The organism is Citrobacter sp. S46_ASV_140, from assembly GCF_018919545.1.
GTDB classification, from domain to species: Bacteria; Pseudomonadota; Gammaproteobacteria; order Enterobacterales; family Enterobacteriaceae; genus Citrobacter; species Citrobacter braakii.
This window is the reverse complement of sequence record NZ_JAHLRC010000014.1, coordinates 1-15,669: the sequence shown is the minus strand read 5'-3', so window position 1 is coordinate 15,669 and position 15,669 is coordinate 1. Positions and strand designations below refer to the sequence as shown.

Here is a 15,669-nt window from a genome sequence, read left to right as displayed (position 1 = left end):
CAGATTTTGCTCTTAATTCTTCTTGTTGCGGCTGTTAGCCCAGGGATCGAACGCCGGTTCGGTGGTGTTACTTGAGGCCAGATCATGCAGTGAATCCAGGTACAGCGCTTCAACTTCTGCCCGCGCCCACGGCGTGCGGCGCAGAAACTTCAGACTGGATTTAACGCTCGGCTCATTTTTAAAGCAGTTGATATTAATGCGTTGCGCCAGCTCAGCCCAACCATAACGATCAACCAGTGCATTGACCTGCATTTCAAGCGTTACGCCATGTAAAGGGTCTTTAGAAATATGAGCATTCATATGAAGTCCAGTTCAGTGGTTCCAGATTTTGTCAGTAGTGCAACGGGAAGAAGGTTACAAGAAAGCGGGGCGACCAGCAATGGCATCTGTTCCTCAGGCTTTCATGATTAAGAAGTAAACATCAGCCAGACATTGCTGAAGAAAAGATCTGGATTAGATGCGTTCATTAATCTTAAGTGGGTATTTATACCTGGATTGTTACTTCAGCTTCTCTTTATTTATGTATTATTGCAGTCATTCGACTATTAAAATTAAAAAAACAAAAGATCTAAAAAAAACAAAAATAACATATCCATAATGTTAACCATTGATAAAATTAAAGTAACATTTAGTAAAACATGGATATTTTGTTTTTCATGGACGAGAGTTTACATATCATGATATAATATTGCGGAAAAATTTGCAGGTTATTAATCTGCGTGTAATGTAAATGAATTTCTGAGGAGACTATTCCAGTGGGACGTAAATGGGCAAATATTGTTGCTAAAAAAACTGCTAAAGACGGTGCAACGTCTAATATATATGCAAAATTCGGTGTAGAAATCTATGCCGCTGCCAAACAAGGTGAACCAGACCCAGAATCAAACTCAGCTTTAAAATTCGTTATTGAACGTGCGAAACAAGCACAGGTTCCTAAACACGTTATTGATAAAGCAATTGATAAAGCCAAAGGCGGCAGCGATGAAACGTTCGTGCAAGGGCGTTACGAAGGCTTTGGTCCAAGTGGTTCACTGATTATCGCTGAAACATTGACGTCAAATGTTAACCGTACGATTGCTAATGTCCGCTCAATTTTCAATAAAAAAGGCGGGAATATCGGAGCGGCAGGTGCTGTCAGCTATATGTTTGACAATACCGGGGTGATTGTATTTGCAGGAACAGATCCTGACCATATTTTTGAAATTTTGCTTAATGCTGATGTAGATGTTCGCGATGTAACCGAGGAAGAGGGAAACATCGTTATTTATACTGAATCTACAGACCTTCATAAAGGAATTGCAGCCCTGAAAGCCGCTGGGATTACTGAATTCTCAACAACAGAATTAGAAATGATTGCTCAATCAGAAGTTGAACTTTCACCAGAAGATTTAGAAATCTTTGCAGGACTCGTGGATGCCCTTGAAGATGACGATGATGTTCAAAAAGTCTATCACAACGTTGCAAACCTCTAATTATAAATAAAGGAATCTGTTATTGCGGCAGATCTTTAACTTATAAAGTTGTTACAAAAATATCTAGCCCGATACATTGATTATAAAAAAAGAAAAAATTTACGGTAGAAAATCAAAGTGACTGTCTGCTTTTGCTCAAGGCAGACAGTCATGTCCAGCAGTTTTCAGTCAGGATTAGCAGGGGGAGCTTTTCCAGGAATGAAAAAAACCGCTTCCTGGCTTCCTGACTCGAAGGCGACAACAGCTCTGACCTTATCGTTTTTCATCACTGTGTACCAACCGGAACCGCCAAACTGAGAATGGCTAAAGAGGGATCTGCATTCGTGGTCATCTGACGAAAACTTGTTACCGTAGCAGATAAGGGAAAGGTAAGGATTTGATGGAACGGCGTCAGCTAAGGGCTATAAACTAAGCATCCATCAAATACCAAATTTCATTTAACATAATATACATTATGCGCACTGATGTTAAGTAAGGTAGAATCTGATGCTTTATGGTAATCCTTGTGCTGCTCGATAATGATGGCCAAACACTATTTTCGACCTGCGCCACATCACTCACTGAACATCAAAATTGATAACTGTATTTCTCGCAGGCAAACCACTGACATGCCAATCTGTCTTCCTGGCATATTTCTGCCCTTATCCTTCATTATCATATAATCTTCTAAATGAAATGGCTCACCGGCAAGGACTTATGCGGTCCTTTCTGCCTTTTTCTCTCATACTGGAGATTCATTCATGGCTGACTGGAACCCTTCGCTTTATCTGCAATATGAAACTGAACGTTCAAGACCCGCAGCGGAATTACTCAACAGAGTGGCGTTAGAGAGTATTCGTTCAGTTGTTGATCTTGGCTGTGGTCCGGGAAACAGCACGGCATTACTGCATCAGCGCTGGCCTTCGGCTGTAATAACCGGGGTTGATTCCTCACCCGCCATGCTGAATGAAGCGCGCAACGCATTACCGCAATGCCATTTTATTGAAGCGGATATCAGTCAGTTCCAGCCCGAGCATCCTGTGGATCTGCTTTACGCAAATGCGTCTTTACAATGGGTACCCGATCACTATGAACTATTGCCGAACCTGGTATCGCTGCTGGGTCGCAACGGCGTTCTGGCCGTACAAATGCCGGATAACTGGCTGGAACCCACGCATGTTCTGATGCGCGAAGTGGCTTATGAACAGGGTTTCCCGGACCGGGGCCGTGCGCCACTGCCTGGCGTGCATGCCTACTATGATATTTTGACCGAAACTGGCTGTGAGGTGGATATCTGGCGCACCACGTATTATCACATTATGGATTCTCATCAAGCAATTATCGACTGGGTAAGTTCTACAGGCCTGCGCCCCTGGTTACAGGATTTGAGAGAAAGCCAGCAACGTCAGTATCTGGCGCGCTACCACGAACTACTTCAGGAGCAATATCCACTGCAGGAAAATGGCAAAATTTTACTGGCATTTCCCCGATTGTTTATTGTTGCGCAACGCAATAATTAAGCATTTATCATCAGATAGATCACAGGAATAGAGGATCGCCTATGAGCGCCCTCGCCTTTTTAACATAAGGATCTAGTGACAATGCGAGGCATCTGCTAGTGTCTTGCCACGTGTTTCCGACGGGAGTTGTTATGTCTAAAGTCTACATTGGTGGGTGTCTTTGTGGTTCGATCCGCTTCACGGCCAGCAGTCCTAATAATTCCCATACCTGTTCCTGCGATATATGCCGGAAACATACGGGCGCACCGACCGTCGTCTGGATTGAGTTTGATGCGAAAAATGTGGAATGGACGGGAAAAGCCGGAAAACCGACAACCTGGCGCTCATCAGAAACGAGTTGTCGAGCCTTTTGCCCTCAGTGCGGCAGTTCCGTGGGCGCTATTGATGATGCCCCGGTAATTGCACTTTTAGCCGGGGCTTTTGATGACCCTAACGATGAAGACCTGGCACCAGAGTTTCATTCGTTTTCCGATATGCAGCCAGCCTGGTGGCAAAACGAACGTAACTAAGTTAGTTGGTAATGCTTATCAGGCATGTGTTTTGCTGGCACATTTTTTTCATCGTTCATCTGCAGCAAATCGATTTCGATCGCATTGCAAATCGCATCCAGCGGCAGGTCATTGTTCTCTGTGCCAAACGGATCTTCAAGCTCTTCTGCAAGCGTGTCGAGCGAGATAAAAGTATAGGAAATAAGCACCGAGATAAACGGTGTCATGTAGTGCAGATCCACCACTAACGCGAATGGCAGCATGATACAAAACAGGTATACCGTGCGATGAAGGATCAAAGTATAAGCAAACGGGACCGGTGTATTCGCAATCCGCTCACAACCAGCCAGTACCGCAGACATATCGTTTAACCTATTGTTTAAACTATGAAATAATATGTCTGACAGTTGCTCATCACGCCTGCGCACGGCCAACCACTCTCCCATTAACAACAAAATGCGGTTTGCTGGAGATTGTGAGGCAAATACCGTCTGCAGATCTTTCTCGCTGAGGTACTTCGCCAACGGCTCTGCCTGTGGCTTTCGACGTAAAGTCATGCGTAAACAGTGGGCAAACGCGATTTGCAGACGAACAAACTGCCCTAATTCGGCGTCGTCCGGTAAGGTGGTTTTTACCTCACGCAGTAGCGATCGGGAAGCAATCATCAACTGCCCCCACAGGTGTCGGGCCTCAACGTAACGTGAATAACAGGCGTTATTGCGAAAACCTAAAAAGATTGCAATCGCCACGCCGAGAATGCTGAATGGCGCCAGGGTGAATTTGATTCCCAGCATCGTATACCACGGAAGCATGATAATAACGGCGATGGAGAGCAGGAAGTTCAGCAACAGTCGTGAAAAGATTTTGGATAATACTGACCCATGCCAGACGAATATCAGGCGTAGCCAGTGTTGTTGGGGGCGAACGATCATGGTTTTCTTCGGGAAAATGTGAAATCCATCACATTAGACGCGATCATGATCAATGTTGCAAGTTAATCGCAACATTAACTAAACAACTGTTGCTCTGCCAGAACCACCGCGCACCGGAGTTACAGAACGGTGAAGTCATTAATAAATAATAGTATGTTGTAACTAAAGAATGTTCTATAAAAAACCCGGCCTGAACCGGGTTGTATTCTTAGCACAATGGCTTAACGGCTTCACGCATGCCTTTGGCCAGAATGGTATCCAGATCGGCTGAAACCTGCTCCACGAGTCCGGAAACCTGAGTCAGATCCTGTTCCCAGTGTTCTTTAACGCCCAGTACCGATTTGACTAACTCTTCGGTGCTTATCTGGCGGTCATGATGCTGGGACCACAGCTGTTGAAAACGTGCCACCCAGTGCGCATCATCCTGGACCGGATAAGCCTCACCGTTACGCTCTCCACGATAGAAAGCAATCAGCGCGGCAAGCGCAAACGTCAGGCGCGCCGGCAGTTTACCGCTGGCCTGTTGCCCTGCCAGCAGCTGCGGCAAAATACGGGTACGGAATTTAGTCATGCCGTTCAGGGCAATCGACAGCAACTGATGCTTGATGTACGGATTGCAGAATCGACCGGTCACCGCGCTGGCGAAAGACGCCAGCTCATCGCGGGGTAAATCCAGTACCGGAATGATCTCTTCATAAATAGCTTTTTCAACGAAGGCGCAAATCTCTGCGTCATTCATCGCCTCACCCACGGTGTCCAGCCCTGCCTGCCAGGCAACGGGAACCAGTGCGGTGTGTGCGCCGTTGAGAATCGCCACTTTCCGTTCTTTGTACGGTTTGATGTCATCAACAATCAGGACATTAAGCGGATACTTATCCAGACGCAGCTCTGCAGCTAATGACTTCGGTCCCTGAATAACGAACAGATAGAAGTGTTCTGCAGTGTCGAGGAAGGCATCGTGATAGCCCAACTCAGCTTCCAGTTTCTTCACTTCGTCACGCGGATAACCGGTAACAATGCGGTCCACCAGCGTGGAGCAAAATGCGTTGGCCTGATCCAGCCACTGAATAAATGCCTCCGGCAGCGCCCACTCCTGAGCGTAGCGCAGGACCAGTTCACGCAGCGCATCACCATTGTAATCAATCAGTTCGCAAGGAATGATAATCCAGCCTTTATCCGACGCGCCATTAAAATGGCTGAAGCGTTCGAACAACAGTCGGGTCAGTTTAGCCGGATAACTCACCGCCGGTGCATCCTCAAACTTATCGCCCGCGTGGTAGCTGATGCCCGCTTCAGTCGTGTTGGAGAACACAAAACGCATATCTGGATTATGCGCCAGCTTCAGGAACTCATCGTATTCGCTATAGACGCTGATTTCGCGGTTAACCGAACGGATCAAACGGGCATCGCTTACGGCCTCGCCCTTCTCATTCAAACCACGAATGATGGTGGTATAGAGACCATCCTGCGTACTCAGCGATGGCGGGAAGGTACTTTCGATGGGACGAACAATGACTACACCAGCGTTCAGATCGGTATGTTCGTTCAGCAAATCGACTTGCCAGTCAACAAAGGCGCGCAGGAAGTTTCCTTCACCAAACTGAATAATGCGTTCAGGATACTGAGCACCGGGGAAATCGCGACGATTTAGTGTTTGCACAATGGGTTCCCTTTTTAATTAGTCATACAACCTGATTGAATTGGTCCGATAGGTTAGCAAACTTTAATACATTGAAACCCTGTTTTGATCAATCCCCGGCGACAAATTAGAGAGTTTTGTAGAAAAGTGTGGTCCCGGTCAGCTTCCCGTCAGGCATTTTTGCATAGTCCGGTATCACCCCTACTTGTTGCCATCCACAATTGTGGTAGAACAACTCAGCGCCACTGCCCGTCGCTGTATCAAGCACCAGCAGCGTTTTCCCTTGCTGACGCGCGTAGTTTTCGAGTTCGTTCATCAACGTCCGGGCAACACCACCGCGCCGCGCTGAGGGGTGAACCAGCAACTTAGCGACATCAGCACGATGAGGTTGGTTTTCGGGTTGATCGATAATGAGCTGGACGGTACCGACCAGCCCCCCCTGTGCGTTCTGCGTACCCAGAACAATCCTTTCTCCACGGTCAACGCTTTGCGCGACGCTCATCCAGAAAGGCCGTGATTTATCACCACTAAAAGGGAGCATAAAGCTGACAGAGGCGCCATCATTGACGCATGTTTCAAGGATGTCGCTGAACTCACCGATTCTCGACAGAATCTGGGCCGCGCTCAGCACAAAGCAGGGTTTACAGGAAGCCATTTTTTTCTCCTTAGAATGACCCCTTCATACTGCTTTTAACAATTGCACAACACAAGGAGTCATATCATAGGATTATGTTATCTATGGCTTGTTCATCTGGATCACTAGCCAGTGATAGATAACCGTGACAACGTAACGCTGCTGTTCATCGTTTAACGCCACACCCTGAGGGATATCATGCCATTTCGCCAGACATCCCCGACAACAGGTCGCCGTAGCATGTTGAGCGATAAATACCGGATGCCCGCGCATGGGCGTCTGCTTACCGTCATTGGCAGGAAACGCGGGCGCCAGCCGTTTGGCAATAAAATCCGTGGCGTGTTGTTCGATAACCGGCGCGCCTTTATCCAGACAATACTGCCTTTCTTTCTGACCAAGGCGAAACCGCGAGCGAAACGTTGATTTCGCCAGCCGGGCAAAAAGAGGATCGAGCGTGTTCATCAGTAAACCGAGCGCCCCAGTTGTTGCGTTAGTTGCTCCAGCACGGCGATACCCGCCAGCGAATTTCCCGCCGCATCCAGTTCCGGACTCCAGACGGCAATCGCCATCTCGTGAGGCACGATAGCCACGATACCGCCCCCCACACCAGATTTCGCCGGTAAGCCCACTCGCCAGGCAAATTCCCCTGCGTTCTGATACATGCCACTGGTCGCCATCAGCGCGTTGATCTGCCGGGCCTGCATGGGCGTAACCACGGGCTCAGCAAGATGAAAAGCATGTCCCTGATTCGCCAGAAAGACGAACGTGCGGGCCAGCTCTACACAGCTCATTTTCAGTGCGCAGTAGTGAAAGTAATTTTGCAAAACGGTGGTCACGTCATGGTGAAAATTGCCAAAGGACTTCATTAGCCAGGCAATAGCCGCGTTACGCGCCGAGTGCTCAAACTCAGAACGCGCCACCGTCGCATCATAGGCGATATCCGAAACGCCGCTTAGCGCCCGTACCACTTCCAGCATCCGTTGACGCGGTGCGCTCAGACGTCCTTGCAGCATATCGCAAACCACCAGCGCCCCGGCGTTGATAAAGGGATTGCGTGGGATCCCTTGCTCCATTTCCAGCTGCACCAGGGAGTTGAAAGGATGACCGGAAGGATCCTTGCCGACACGTTGCCAGATCTCATCTTCTTGATAGTGACGCATCGCCACGACCAGACTGAGCACCTTTGAAATTGACTGAATAGAAAAGCGCTCTTGCGCATCCCCCGCCTGATACTGCTGTCCATCGACGGTGCAAATAGCAATACCCAGTTTTGAACCGTCGACAGAAGCTAAGGCAGGAATGTAATCAGCGACTTTACCCTGACCAATCAGCGGACGAACCTGCTGCACAATGGTCTCTAAAATTGAATTGTCCATGGCCCTGGCCACAACATGCTCCTTGCTCGCAGGTATGAAAGGCCTGCGAGTATAACAGAGCTGAATACGCAGCGTCAGGCCGGAAGGCGGAATCTGGCCACGGTCTGCATGAGCGGGTGAGATTCATGCCGTAGACAGAAATATTGCAGAATTAAGGCCGGTGCCCCCATCGGAGGCACCCACACCATCAGAGGCGGTTTTTCCAGACGGTCTGTACATTACAAAACTCATGCAGACCAAAGTGTGAAAGCTCGCGGCCAAAACCACTTTTCTTCACGCCGCCAAAAGCAACGCGGGCATCGCTGGCGCTGTAACCATTGATAAATACGCCCCCACACTCCAGGCGTGACGCCATCTTCTGCGCCAGAGCTTCATCCGCGGTGAACACCGTGGCTGATAAGCCGAAATCACTGTCATTAGCCAGCGCTAAAGCATGTTCCGCATTCTTTGCAACGGTAATCGCTGCAACCGGGCCAAACAGCTCCTGACGAAAAGCCGTCATCTCCGGGGTGACATCCCCCAGAACCGTCACGGCATAGTAATTGCCCTGACCCGCGATTTTTTCCCCGCCGAGAAGTAACCGCGCGCCTTCGGCAAGGGAGGCTTCGACCTGCTGATGCAGCTCATCGCGCAGATCAAATCTTGCCATCGGACCCAGATCGTTTTCTTCGTTCAGCGGGTCGCCCATTTTGAGCGCGCTCGCGGCCGCCACAAAACGAGCCGTAAATTCTGCCGCAATTCCTTCTTCGATAATAAAGCGCTTTGCTGCCGCACAAACCTGTCCGGTGTTCTGATAACGACCGGCGACCGCCGCCTTAACGGCCAGATCGAGGTCAGCATCATTAAGGACAATAAACGGATCGGAACCCCCCAGTTCAAGCACGCATTTTTTCAACGCCGCACCCGCCTGAGCACCAATCGCCGCACCGGCTCGAACGCTGCCCGTCACCGTTACCGCCGCGATACGCGGGTCATTGATCATCTGACTTACCCCGGCGTTATCGGCATTCACCCAACCATAAACACCCGCGGGAACGCCCGCATCAGCAAAAACCTGCGCGATAATCGCAGCACAGCCGGTTACGTTTGGCGCATGCTTTAACAGATAGCCATTTCCGGCCAGCAGAATTGGAATGGCGCCGCGAAGTACCTGCCAGAGCGGGAAGTTCCACGGCATGATCGCCAGAATAGTTCCAACGGGGCGATACTCAATCACCGCCTGGTTGTTCTCCACCAGCGTAGGTTCCGGGTTGAGCATCGCCGGTCCATGTTCGGCATACCAGTCACACAATGCGGCTGATTTGGCAACTTCACCACGCGCCTGCTTGATGGGTTTCCCCATTTCACGTGAGATACACTGCGCCATCTCTTCGGCGCGATGACGCAGAGCCTGCCCGATATGACGCAGCGTTTGCGCACGGCGCTCAACGGCAGTGTGTTTCCATTCGCGGTAGCCATTCGCGGCAAGGCTCAGCGCATGTGCAATCTCTTCAGTACTGGCCCACGGCATTGCCGCCAACCTTTCACAGTTGGTAGGGTTAACGGAAATCGCATGTGTTGCTGCTGTGATAGTCATAAGTGCCTCTCTTTATCGCAGGGTATGGTCATATCATGCGCATATTTACTCTTTCTGAAAAATGAATAATATTAACCACACCATTCACGAACAGAGAACATTATGGATCTGACGCAACTGGAAATGTTCAACGCCGTCGCGGAGACAGGCAGTATTACGCAGGCCGCCGCGAAGGTGCATCGCGTGCCATCCAATCTCACCACCCGTATTCGCCAGCTTGAAGCCGACCTTGGCGTCGATCTGTTTATTCGTGAAAATCAGCGTTTGCGGCTTTCCCCGTCCGGGCACAATTTTTTACGCTACAGCCAGCGGATCCTCGCCCTGGTTGACGAGGCGAGAATGGTCGTCGCCGGCGATGAACCGCAGGGGTTGTTCTCTCTTGGCTCGCTCGAGAGTACTGCCGCTGTGCGGATCCCCGCCACGCTGGCTGAATATAATCAGCGTTACCCCAAAATTCAGTTTGCGCTGGCGACAGGTCCTTCAGGCACGATGCTGGACGGCGTGCTCGACGGGACGCTGAACGCCGCCTTTGTCGACGGCCCAATTACTCATCCAGGTCTTGAAGGAATGCCGGTCTACCGTGAAGAGATGATGATAGTCACTCCGCACGGTCATCCCCCTATCCAGCGGGCCAGCGACGTTAACGGTTGCAGCATTTACGCCTTTCGCGCCAACTGTTCCTATCGTCGCCATTTTGAAAGCTGGTTTCATGCCGATCGCGCAATGCCTGGCACCATTCATGAAATGGAGTCGTATCACGGCATGCTGGCTTGCGTCATTGCCGGTGCGGGTATCGCGCTGATCCCGCGTTCGATGCTGGAGAGCATGCCAGGACACCATCAGGTCCACGCCTGGCCGCTAAGCGAAAACTGGCGCTGGCTGAATACGTGGCTGGTCTGGCGCAGAGGGGCAATGACGAGGCAACTGGAAGCGTTTATTGAGGTATTGAACCCTCAGTTGTCGAAAAGCACGGAATAATTCGCGATTCTCAAACAACGCCATAAATAGCGTTCCGGGTGAATTCTCACGCCCGGAATTTCATTAATAATGAAACAGTTAAAATTACGCGAAATGTTCGGCACTCAATTTTGCCACCCAGTCAATGAAATGAGATCTTCATCACGAAATGATTGTATTTTAGCCAGCAAAAGTTTTAAGATCGTGGCCTTACCTTTTCGCAGCTAATCCACCTAATTGATATGACAACAGACACTGTTTCCCGCAAGGTCGCGTGGCTTCGGGTAGTTACGCTTGCCATTGCCGGTTTTATTTTCAATACCACCGAGTTTGTCCCTGTCGGTTTGTTATCCGACATCGCACAAAGTTTTAATATGCAGACCGCTCAGGTCGGGATCATGCTGACGATCTACGCCTGGGTTGTCGCCCTGATGTCGCTGCCTTTCATGCTGCTTACCAGCCAGGTAGAACGCCGCAAACTTCTGATCTGCCTGTTTGTCGTTTTTATCGCCAGCCACGTTCTCTCTTTCCTGGCATGGAATTTTACCGTGCTGGTGATCAGCCGTATTGGTATTGCTTTTGCCCACGCTATTTTCTGGTCGATCACCGCATCGCTGGCGATTCGCCTGGCTCCTGCCGGGAAACGCGCGCAGGCTCTCAGCCTGATTGCGACCGGCACCGCGCTGGCGATGGTGCTGGGCCTGCCTATCGGGCGCATCGTTGGCCAGTATTTTGGCTGGCGTACCACCTTCTTCGCCATCGGTATGGGGGCGTTAGTCACCCTACTTTGCTTGATTAAGCTCCTGCCAAAATTACCCAGTGAGCATTCCGGTTCATTAAAAAGCCTGCCGGTTTTATTCCGCCGTCCGGCATTGATGAGCCTGTATCTGCTGACGGTGATTGTGGTCACCGCGCATTACACGGCCTACAGCTATATCGAACCGTTTGTACAGACCGTCGCCGGGCTGAGCGCAAACTTTGCCACCGTGCTGCTGCTGGTTCTGGGTGGCGCGGGGATTGTCGGTAGCGTCATTTTTGGCAAGCTGGGTAACCAACATGCTTCCGTATTGATTAGTAGCGCCATTGCCCTGTTGACGGTGTGTCTGGTGCTGTTACTGCCCGCAGCGGACAGCGAAATGCATCTGGCCGTCCTGAGTATATTCTGGGGCATCGCCATTATGTTGATAGGCCTGGGTATGCAGGTGAAAGTGCTGGCGCTGGCCCCGGATGCCACCGACGTCGCAATGGCCCTTTTCTCTGGTATCTTTAATATCGGGATAGGCGCTGGCGCGCTGGTGGGAAATCAGGTGAGTCTGCACTGGTCAATGTCTACGATTGGTTACGTAGGTGCAGTGCCTGCGGTTGTGGCGTTCATATGGTCGGTGATTATCTTCCGTAAATGGCCAGTATCACTGGAAGAGCAGCCTCAGCATTCATAAAAGCGTGCCCGGTAGACAATACCGGGCACGTTGTTTTAAGCGTAAGTTTTAATGATTTCCAGCACGCCGTTAATAATAAACTGCACGCCCATACATACCAGCAGGAAGCCCATCAGACGGGAGATCGCCTCAATACCGCCTTTGCCGACCAGGCGCATGATCCCGCCAGAACTGCGTAAACAGCCCCACAGGATAACCCCGACCACCGCAAAAATAATCGGCGGTGCGACCATTATCACCCAGTCCGGAAACTCAGCCCCATGACGCACGGTGGACGCCGAGCTGATGATCATTGCAATCGTACCCGGACCCGCGGTGCTTGGCATGGCCAGCGGAACAAATGCAATATTGGCCGTCGGTTCATCTTCCAGTTCTTCTGATTTGCTTCTCGCTTCCGGAGAGTCATGTGCCTTCTGCTGTGGAAACAACATTCGAAAGCCGATAAACGCAACGATTAACCCACCCGCGATACGTAACCCGGGAATCGAAATCCCGAAGGTATTCATCACCAGTTGTCCGGCATAATACGCCACCATCATGATGGCAAACACGTAAACGGACGCCATGAGTGACTGACGGTTACGCTCTGCGCTGTTCATGTTGCCGGCAAGGCCGAGGAACAACGCCACGGTGGTTAACGGGTTTGCCAACGGTAACAGGACTACCAGCCCCAGTCCTATTGCTTTAAACAAGTCCATCATAATGTCATCTTTCCTGTGCGTTAATCGTCAACGGCAAGTATACGGTGAAATCCGGGAGATAAGCCATTTTCGCGGTGTAAGGATTCATTTTTCATCCGCACGTATAAGCCATAATTTTCAAACCGTTAAAATTCCACTCGCCAGAAATTGAGTCTGATGATTTAGCAAAACGTGGCATTTGCCGACCCATTCATTTGACTTATATTTGCCTAAGCAATAATATCAGCCGTGACTAACTACTTGCCAGGGCAACCATTGTGAAAAGCACCAGTGATCTGTTTAACGAAATCATCCCACTGGGTCGTTTGATCTACATGGTTAATCAGAAAAAAGATCGTTTGCTAAACGACTATCTGTCACCGCTGGATATCACGGCATCGCAGTTCAAGGTGCTCTGCTCCATCCGTTGCGCGGTGTGTATTACCCCTGTCGAATTGAAAAAAGTGCTGTCTGTCGATCTCGGCGCCCTGACGCGGATGCTGGACAGGCTGGCCTGTAAAGGTTGGATAGAAAGGCTTCCGAATCCACATGACAAGCGAGGCGTGCTGGTGAAACTCACCGAGCATGGCGCGGCAATTTGCGAGCAGTGTCATCAATTAGTAGGGCAAGACCTGCACCAGGAACTAACAAAAAACTTAACGGCGGATGAAGTGACTACGCTTGAGCATTTGCTGAAGAAAATCCTGCCGTAAACAGAAAGAGGTATGACGATGTCCAGACGCAATACTGACACAATCACTATTCATAGCATTTTGGACTGGATCGAAAATAACCTTGAATCGCCGCTCTCGCTGGAAAAGGTGTCAGAGCGTTCAGGTTACTCCAAATGGCACCTGCAACGGATGTTTAAAAAAGAAACCGGTCATTCACTGGGTCAATACATCCGTAGCCGTAAAATGACTGAAATAGCGCAAAAATTAAAAGAGAGTAACGAGCCGATCCTTTATCTGGCGGAGCGTTACGGTTTTGAGTCCCAGCAAACGCTGACCCGGACATTCAAAAACTATTTTGATGTTCCGCCGCATAAATACCGTATGACGAATATGCACGGCGAATCACGCTATTTGCTGCCACTCAATCAATGTAATTGCTAATCGCCAGTTAACGACGTAACCGAGGAAATCATGAAACTTCTGTCTTATGCGATGCTGGCCCTGCTGTATGTTGTTTCGGGCCAGAGCATGGCGGAACAGACCGCGCAACCTGCCACACAAAACAGTCGTGACGCGATGATTATGCCGCCTGCGCACGATCGGTCCCCGTTCGATTTTAATCATATGGGTGCAGGCAGCGACAAATCCGACGAATTAGGTGTGCCTTATTACAATATGCGCAACCTGTAATTTTTTTGCCCCGTCACTGCGGGGCTTTTTTTTACCCTCTCGCCTGCGCAGTCTTACGCAACCGAAAGCCAAACACATTAATGTACAATCCTGCCATGATCAGCAGCGCACCGAGCAGTTGTAATCCGGTAAGCGTTTCATCCAGCAGCACGGCCGCACTCGCCAGTCCAACAACCGGCACCAACAGCGACAACGGCGCGACACGCCAGGTTTCATAACGCCCGAGTAAAGATCCCCAGATGCCATAACCCACAATGGTCGCCACAAACGCCAGATAAACCAGTGACAGAATGGTGGTCATATCTATCGTCACCAGACTTTGGATAATTTGCGTTGGGCCATCGAGAAGTATTGAGGCGAGGAAGAATGGGACAACAGGAATCAACGCACTCCATACCACCAACGACATCACCGCCGGGCGTGACGTATGCTGCATGATTTTTTTATTAAAGATATTACCGCTGGCCCAGCTTAGCGCCGCCGCCAGCGTCAGCATAAAACCGAGCATGCCGACATGCTGTCCGTTGAGACTGGCCTCAATCAGCACCAGCACGCCAAATATGGCCAGCGCAATCCCTACCCGTTGTTTACCTTGCAGACGTTCACCAAAGGCGAATGCCCCCAGAATGATGGTGAAAAACGCCTGAGCCTGTAATACCAGAGAAGCTAACCCGGCAGGCATACCGAATTTGATGGCGCTAAAGAGAAACGCGAACTGCCCAAAACTGATGGTCAGCCCATAGCCGAGCAGCAGTGAAAGCGGAATTTTCGGGCGGGCAACGAAGAAAATCGCCGGAAATGCCACCAGTAAAAAACGCAACCCAGCCAGCATTAAGGGTGGCATATTGTGCAGCCCCACTTTGATGACGACAAAGTTCAGCCCCCAAACCACAACGACCAGTAACGCTAATAACCCGTCTTTACGCGACATACCACCGCCCCTGCGAATATTAAATTTTTGTAAACAAATTAAAGTAACGGAAATCGTTGTGCCGTAACAGATCATTAATTCAGGTAGGCCACACAGGGCATTTTCGGACAACTTATTGAGTGTACATCACACTTTTAGCATGCTATTTGTTTCTGATATCTAAAAAAAACATAACAACATGCATTGTCGGGCAGGAAAATGAATATCTCTCTGAGAAGGTCCACTCTCGCGTTACTCGCGTCATCATTGTTATTAACGATTGGGCGTGGCGCCACGCTGCCCTTTATGACGATCTACCTCAGCCGACAGTACAATCTGAGCGTCGACCTGATCGGTTATGCGATGACGGTCGCACTGACCATTGGCGTCGTGTTCAGCCTTGGCTTTGGTATTCTGGCCGACAAGTTTGATAAAAAACGCTATATGCTGCTGGCTATCTGCGGCTTTGCCTCTGGCTTTATTGCTATTCCACTGGTGCATAACGTAGTGGTAGTGGTTTTGCTCTTTGCCCTGATCAACTGCGCCTACTCCGTCTTCGCCACGGTGCTGAAAGCCTGGTTTGCCGATAATCTCTCGGCGACCAACAAGACTAAAATTTTCTCGCTTAACTATACCGTGCTGAACATCGGCTGGACCGTAGGCCCACCGCTGGGTACGCTACTGGTGATGCAAAGCATTAACC

The 15,669-nt window shown here is 50.0% G+C and carries 18 protein-coding genes; 9 read left to right on the top strand and 9 right to left on the bottom strand.

Annotated features, from left to right (window positions below):
• Positions 1-12: 12 nt before the first annotated feature.
• Complete coding sequence (locus tag KQJ19_RS06405) at positions 13-300, bottom strand: VF530 family protein (RefSeq protein WP_065554450.1); 288 nt, start codon at positions 298-300, stop codon at positions 13-15.
• Between the two features lie 455 nt (positions 301-755).
• Between KQJ19_RS06405 and KQJ19_RS06400 the strand changes: the two genes are divergently transcribed.
• The 3 genes from KQJ19_RS06400 (at position 756) to KQJ19_RS06390 (ending at position 3,480) form a co-directional block, all read left to right on the top strand.
• Positions 756-1,472: a YebC/PmpR family DNA-binding transcriptional regulator gene (locus KQJ19_RS06400; RefSeq protein ID WP_016153084.1), complete on the top strand. Its 717-nt coding sequence runs from the start codon at positions 756-758 to the stop codon at positions 1,470-1,472.
• Between the two features lie 740 nt (positions 1,473-2,212).
• A complete protein-coding gene (tam, locus tag KQJ19_RS06395; protein WP_103766294.1) occupies positions 2,213-2,971 on the top strand; it encodes a trans-aconitate 2-methyltransferase in 759 nt (252 codons plus the stop codon).
• 131 nt (positions 2,972-3,102) lie between these two features.
• Entirely contained in the window at positions 3,103-3,480 is a 378-nt protein-coding gene (locus KQJ19_RS06390; RefSeq protein WP_047500428.1) for a GFA family protein, read from the top strand.
• Here KQJ19_RS06390 and KQJ19_RS06385 read toward each other — a convergent pair.
• From KQJ19_RS06385 to sad, 6 genes are all read right to left on the bottom strand, one after another.
• Positions 3,477-4,391 (bottom strand): bestrophin family protein, encoded by a 915-nt coding sequence (locus tag KQJ19_RS06385; RefSeq protein WP_216403442.1) that lies wholly within the window; start codon positions 4,389-4,391, stop codon positions 3,477-3,479. The two genes, KQJ19_RS06390 and KQJ19_RS06385, sit on opposite strands and share 4 nt — an antisense overlap.
• Positions 4,392-4,599: 208 nt before the next feature.
• On the bottom strand, positions 4,600-6,051 hold the full coding sequence (locus KQJ19_RS06380) for a tagaturonate reductase (RefSeq protein ID WP_216403441.1): 1,452 nt from the start codon (positions 6,049-6,051) through the stop codon (positions 4,600-4,602).
• A gap of 106 nt (positions 6,052-6,157) precedes the next feature.
• On the bottom strand, positions 6,158-6,685 hold the full coding sequence (locus tag KQJ19_RS06375) for a GNAT family N-acetyltransferase (RefSeq protein WP_216403440.1): 528 nt from the start codon (positions 6,683-6,685) through the stop codon (positions 6,158-6,160).
• Positions 6,686-6,766: 81 nt separating this feature from the next.
• Complete coding sequence (locus tag KQJ19_RS06370) at positions 6,767-7,126, bottom strand: DUF4186 domain-containing protein (RefSeq protein ID WP_016153078.1); 360 nt, start codon at positions 7,124-7,126, stop codon at positions 6,767-6,769.
• A complete protein-coding gene (glsB, locus tag KQJ19_RS06365) occupies positions 7,126-8,052 on the bottom strand; it encodes a glutaminase B (RefSeq protein WP_216403439.1) in 927 nt (308 codons plus the stop codon). Before glsB ends, KQJ19_RS06370 begins: the two co-directional genes overlap by 1 nt.
• Before the next feature lie 175 nt (positions 8,053-8,227).
• Positions 8,228-9,616, bottom strand: a complete 1,389-nt coding sequence (sad, locus tag KQJ19_RS06360) for a succinate-semialdehyde dehydrogenase (protein WP_216403438.1) — start codon at positions 9,614-9,616, stop codon at positions 8,228-8,230.
• Positions 9,617-9,718: 102 nt separating this feature from the next.
• Between sad and KQJ19_RS06355 the strand changes: the two genes are divergently transcribed.
• Together KQJ19_RS06355 and KQJ19_RS06350 are read left to right on the top strand one after the other, a co-directional pair.
• Positions 9,719-10,594, top strand: a complete 876-nt coding sequence (locus KQJ19_RS06355) for a LysR family transcriptional regulator (RefSeq protein WP_016153075.1) — start codon at positions 9,719-9,721, stop codon at positions 10,592-10,594.
• A 221-nt stretch (positions 10,595-10,815) separates the two neighbouring features.
• Positions 10,816-12,012: a sugar transporter gene (locus tag KQJ19_RS06350; RefSeq protein WP_019076778.1), complete on the top strand. Its 1,197-nt coding sequence runs from the start codon at positions 10,816-10,818 to the stop codon at positions 12,010-12,012.
• Positions 12,013-12,047: 35 nt separating this feature from the next.
• On the opposite strand, the gene KQJ19_RS06345 is transcribed toward KQJ19_RS06350, so the two are convergent.
• Complete coding sequence (locus KQJ19_RS06345; RefSeq protein ID WP_016153073.1) at positions 12,048-12,713, bottom strand: MarC family NAAT transporter; 666 nt, start codon at positions 12,711-12,713, stop codon at positions 12,048-12,050.
• Between the two features lie 257 nt (positions 12,714-12,970).
• On the opposite strand from KQJ19_RS06345, the gene marR reads away from it, so the two are divergent.
• The 3 genes from marR to marB are packed head-to-tail and all read left to right on the top strand — an operon-like array spanning position 12,971 to position 14,056.
• A complete protein-coding gene (gene marR / locus KQJ19_RS06340) occupies positions 12,971-13,405 on the top strand; it encodes a multiple antibiotic resistance transcriptional regulator MarR (protein ID WP_016156485.1) in 435 nt (144 codons plus the stop codon).
• An 18-nt stretch (positions 13,406-13,423) separates the two neighbouring features.
• Entirely contained in the window at positions 13,424-13,807 is a 384-nt protein-coding gene (marA, locus tag KQJ19_RS06335; RefSeq protein ID WP_003032424.1) for an MDR efflux pump AcrAB transcriptional activator MarA, read from the top strand.
• Between the two features lie 30 nt (positions 13,808-13,837).
• Positions 13,838-14,056, top strand: a complete 219-nt coding sequence (marB, locus tag KQJ19_RS06330) for a multiple antibiotic resistance protein MarB (RefSeq protein ID WP_016153071.1) — start codon at positions 13,838-13,840, stop codon at positions 14,054-14,056.
• 31 nt (positions 14,057-14,087) lie between these two features.
• On the opposite strand, the gene eamA is transcribed toward marB, so the two are convergent.
• On the bottom strand, positions 14,088-14,987 hold the full coding sequence (eamA, locus tag KQJ19_RS06325; protein ID WP_019076776.1) for an O-acetylserine/cysteine exporter: 900 nt from the start codon (positions 14,985-14,987) through the stop codon (positions 14,088-14,090).
• A gap of 198 nt (positions 14,988-15,185) precedes the next feature.
• Between eamA and KQJ19_RS06320 the strand changes: the two genes are divergently transcribed.
• Positions 15,186-15,669: MFS transporter (locus KQJ19_RS06320; protein WP_216403437.1), on the top strand; the 484-nt coding region annotated here is incomplete at its 3' end.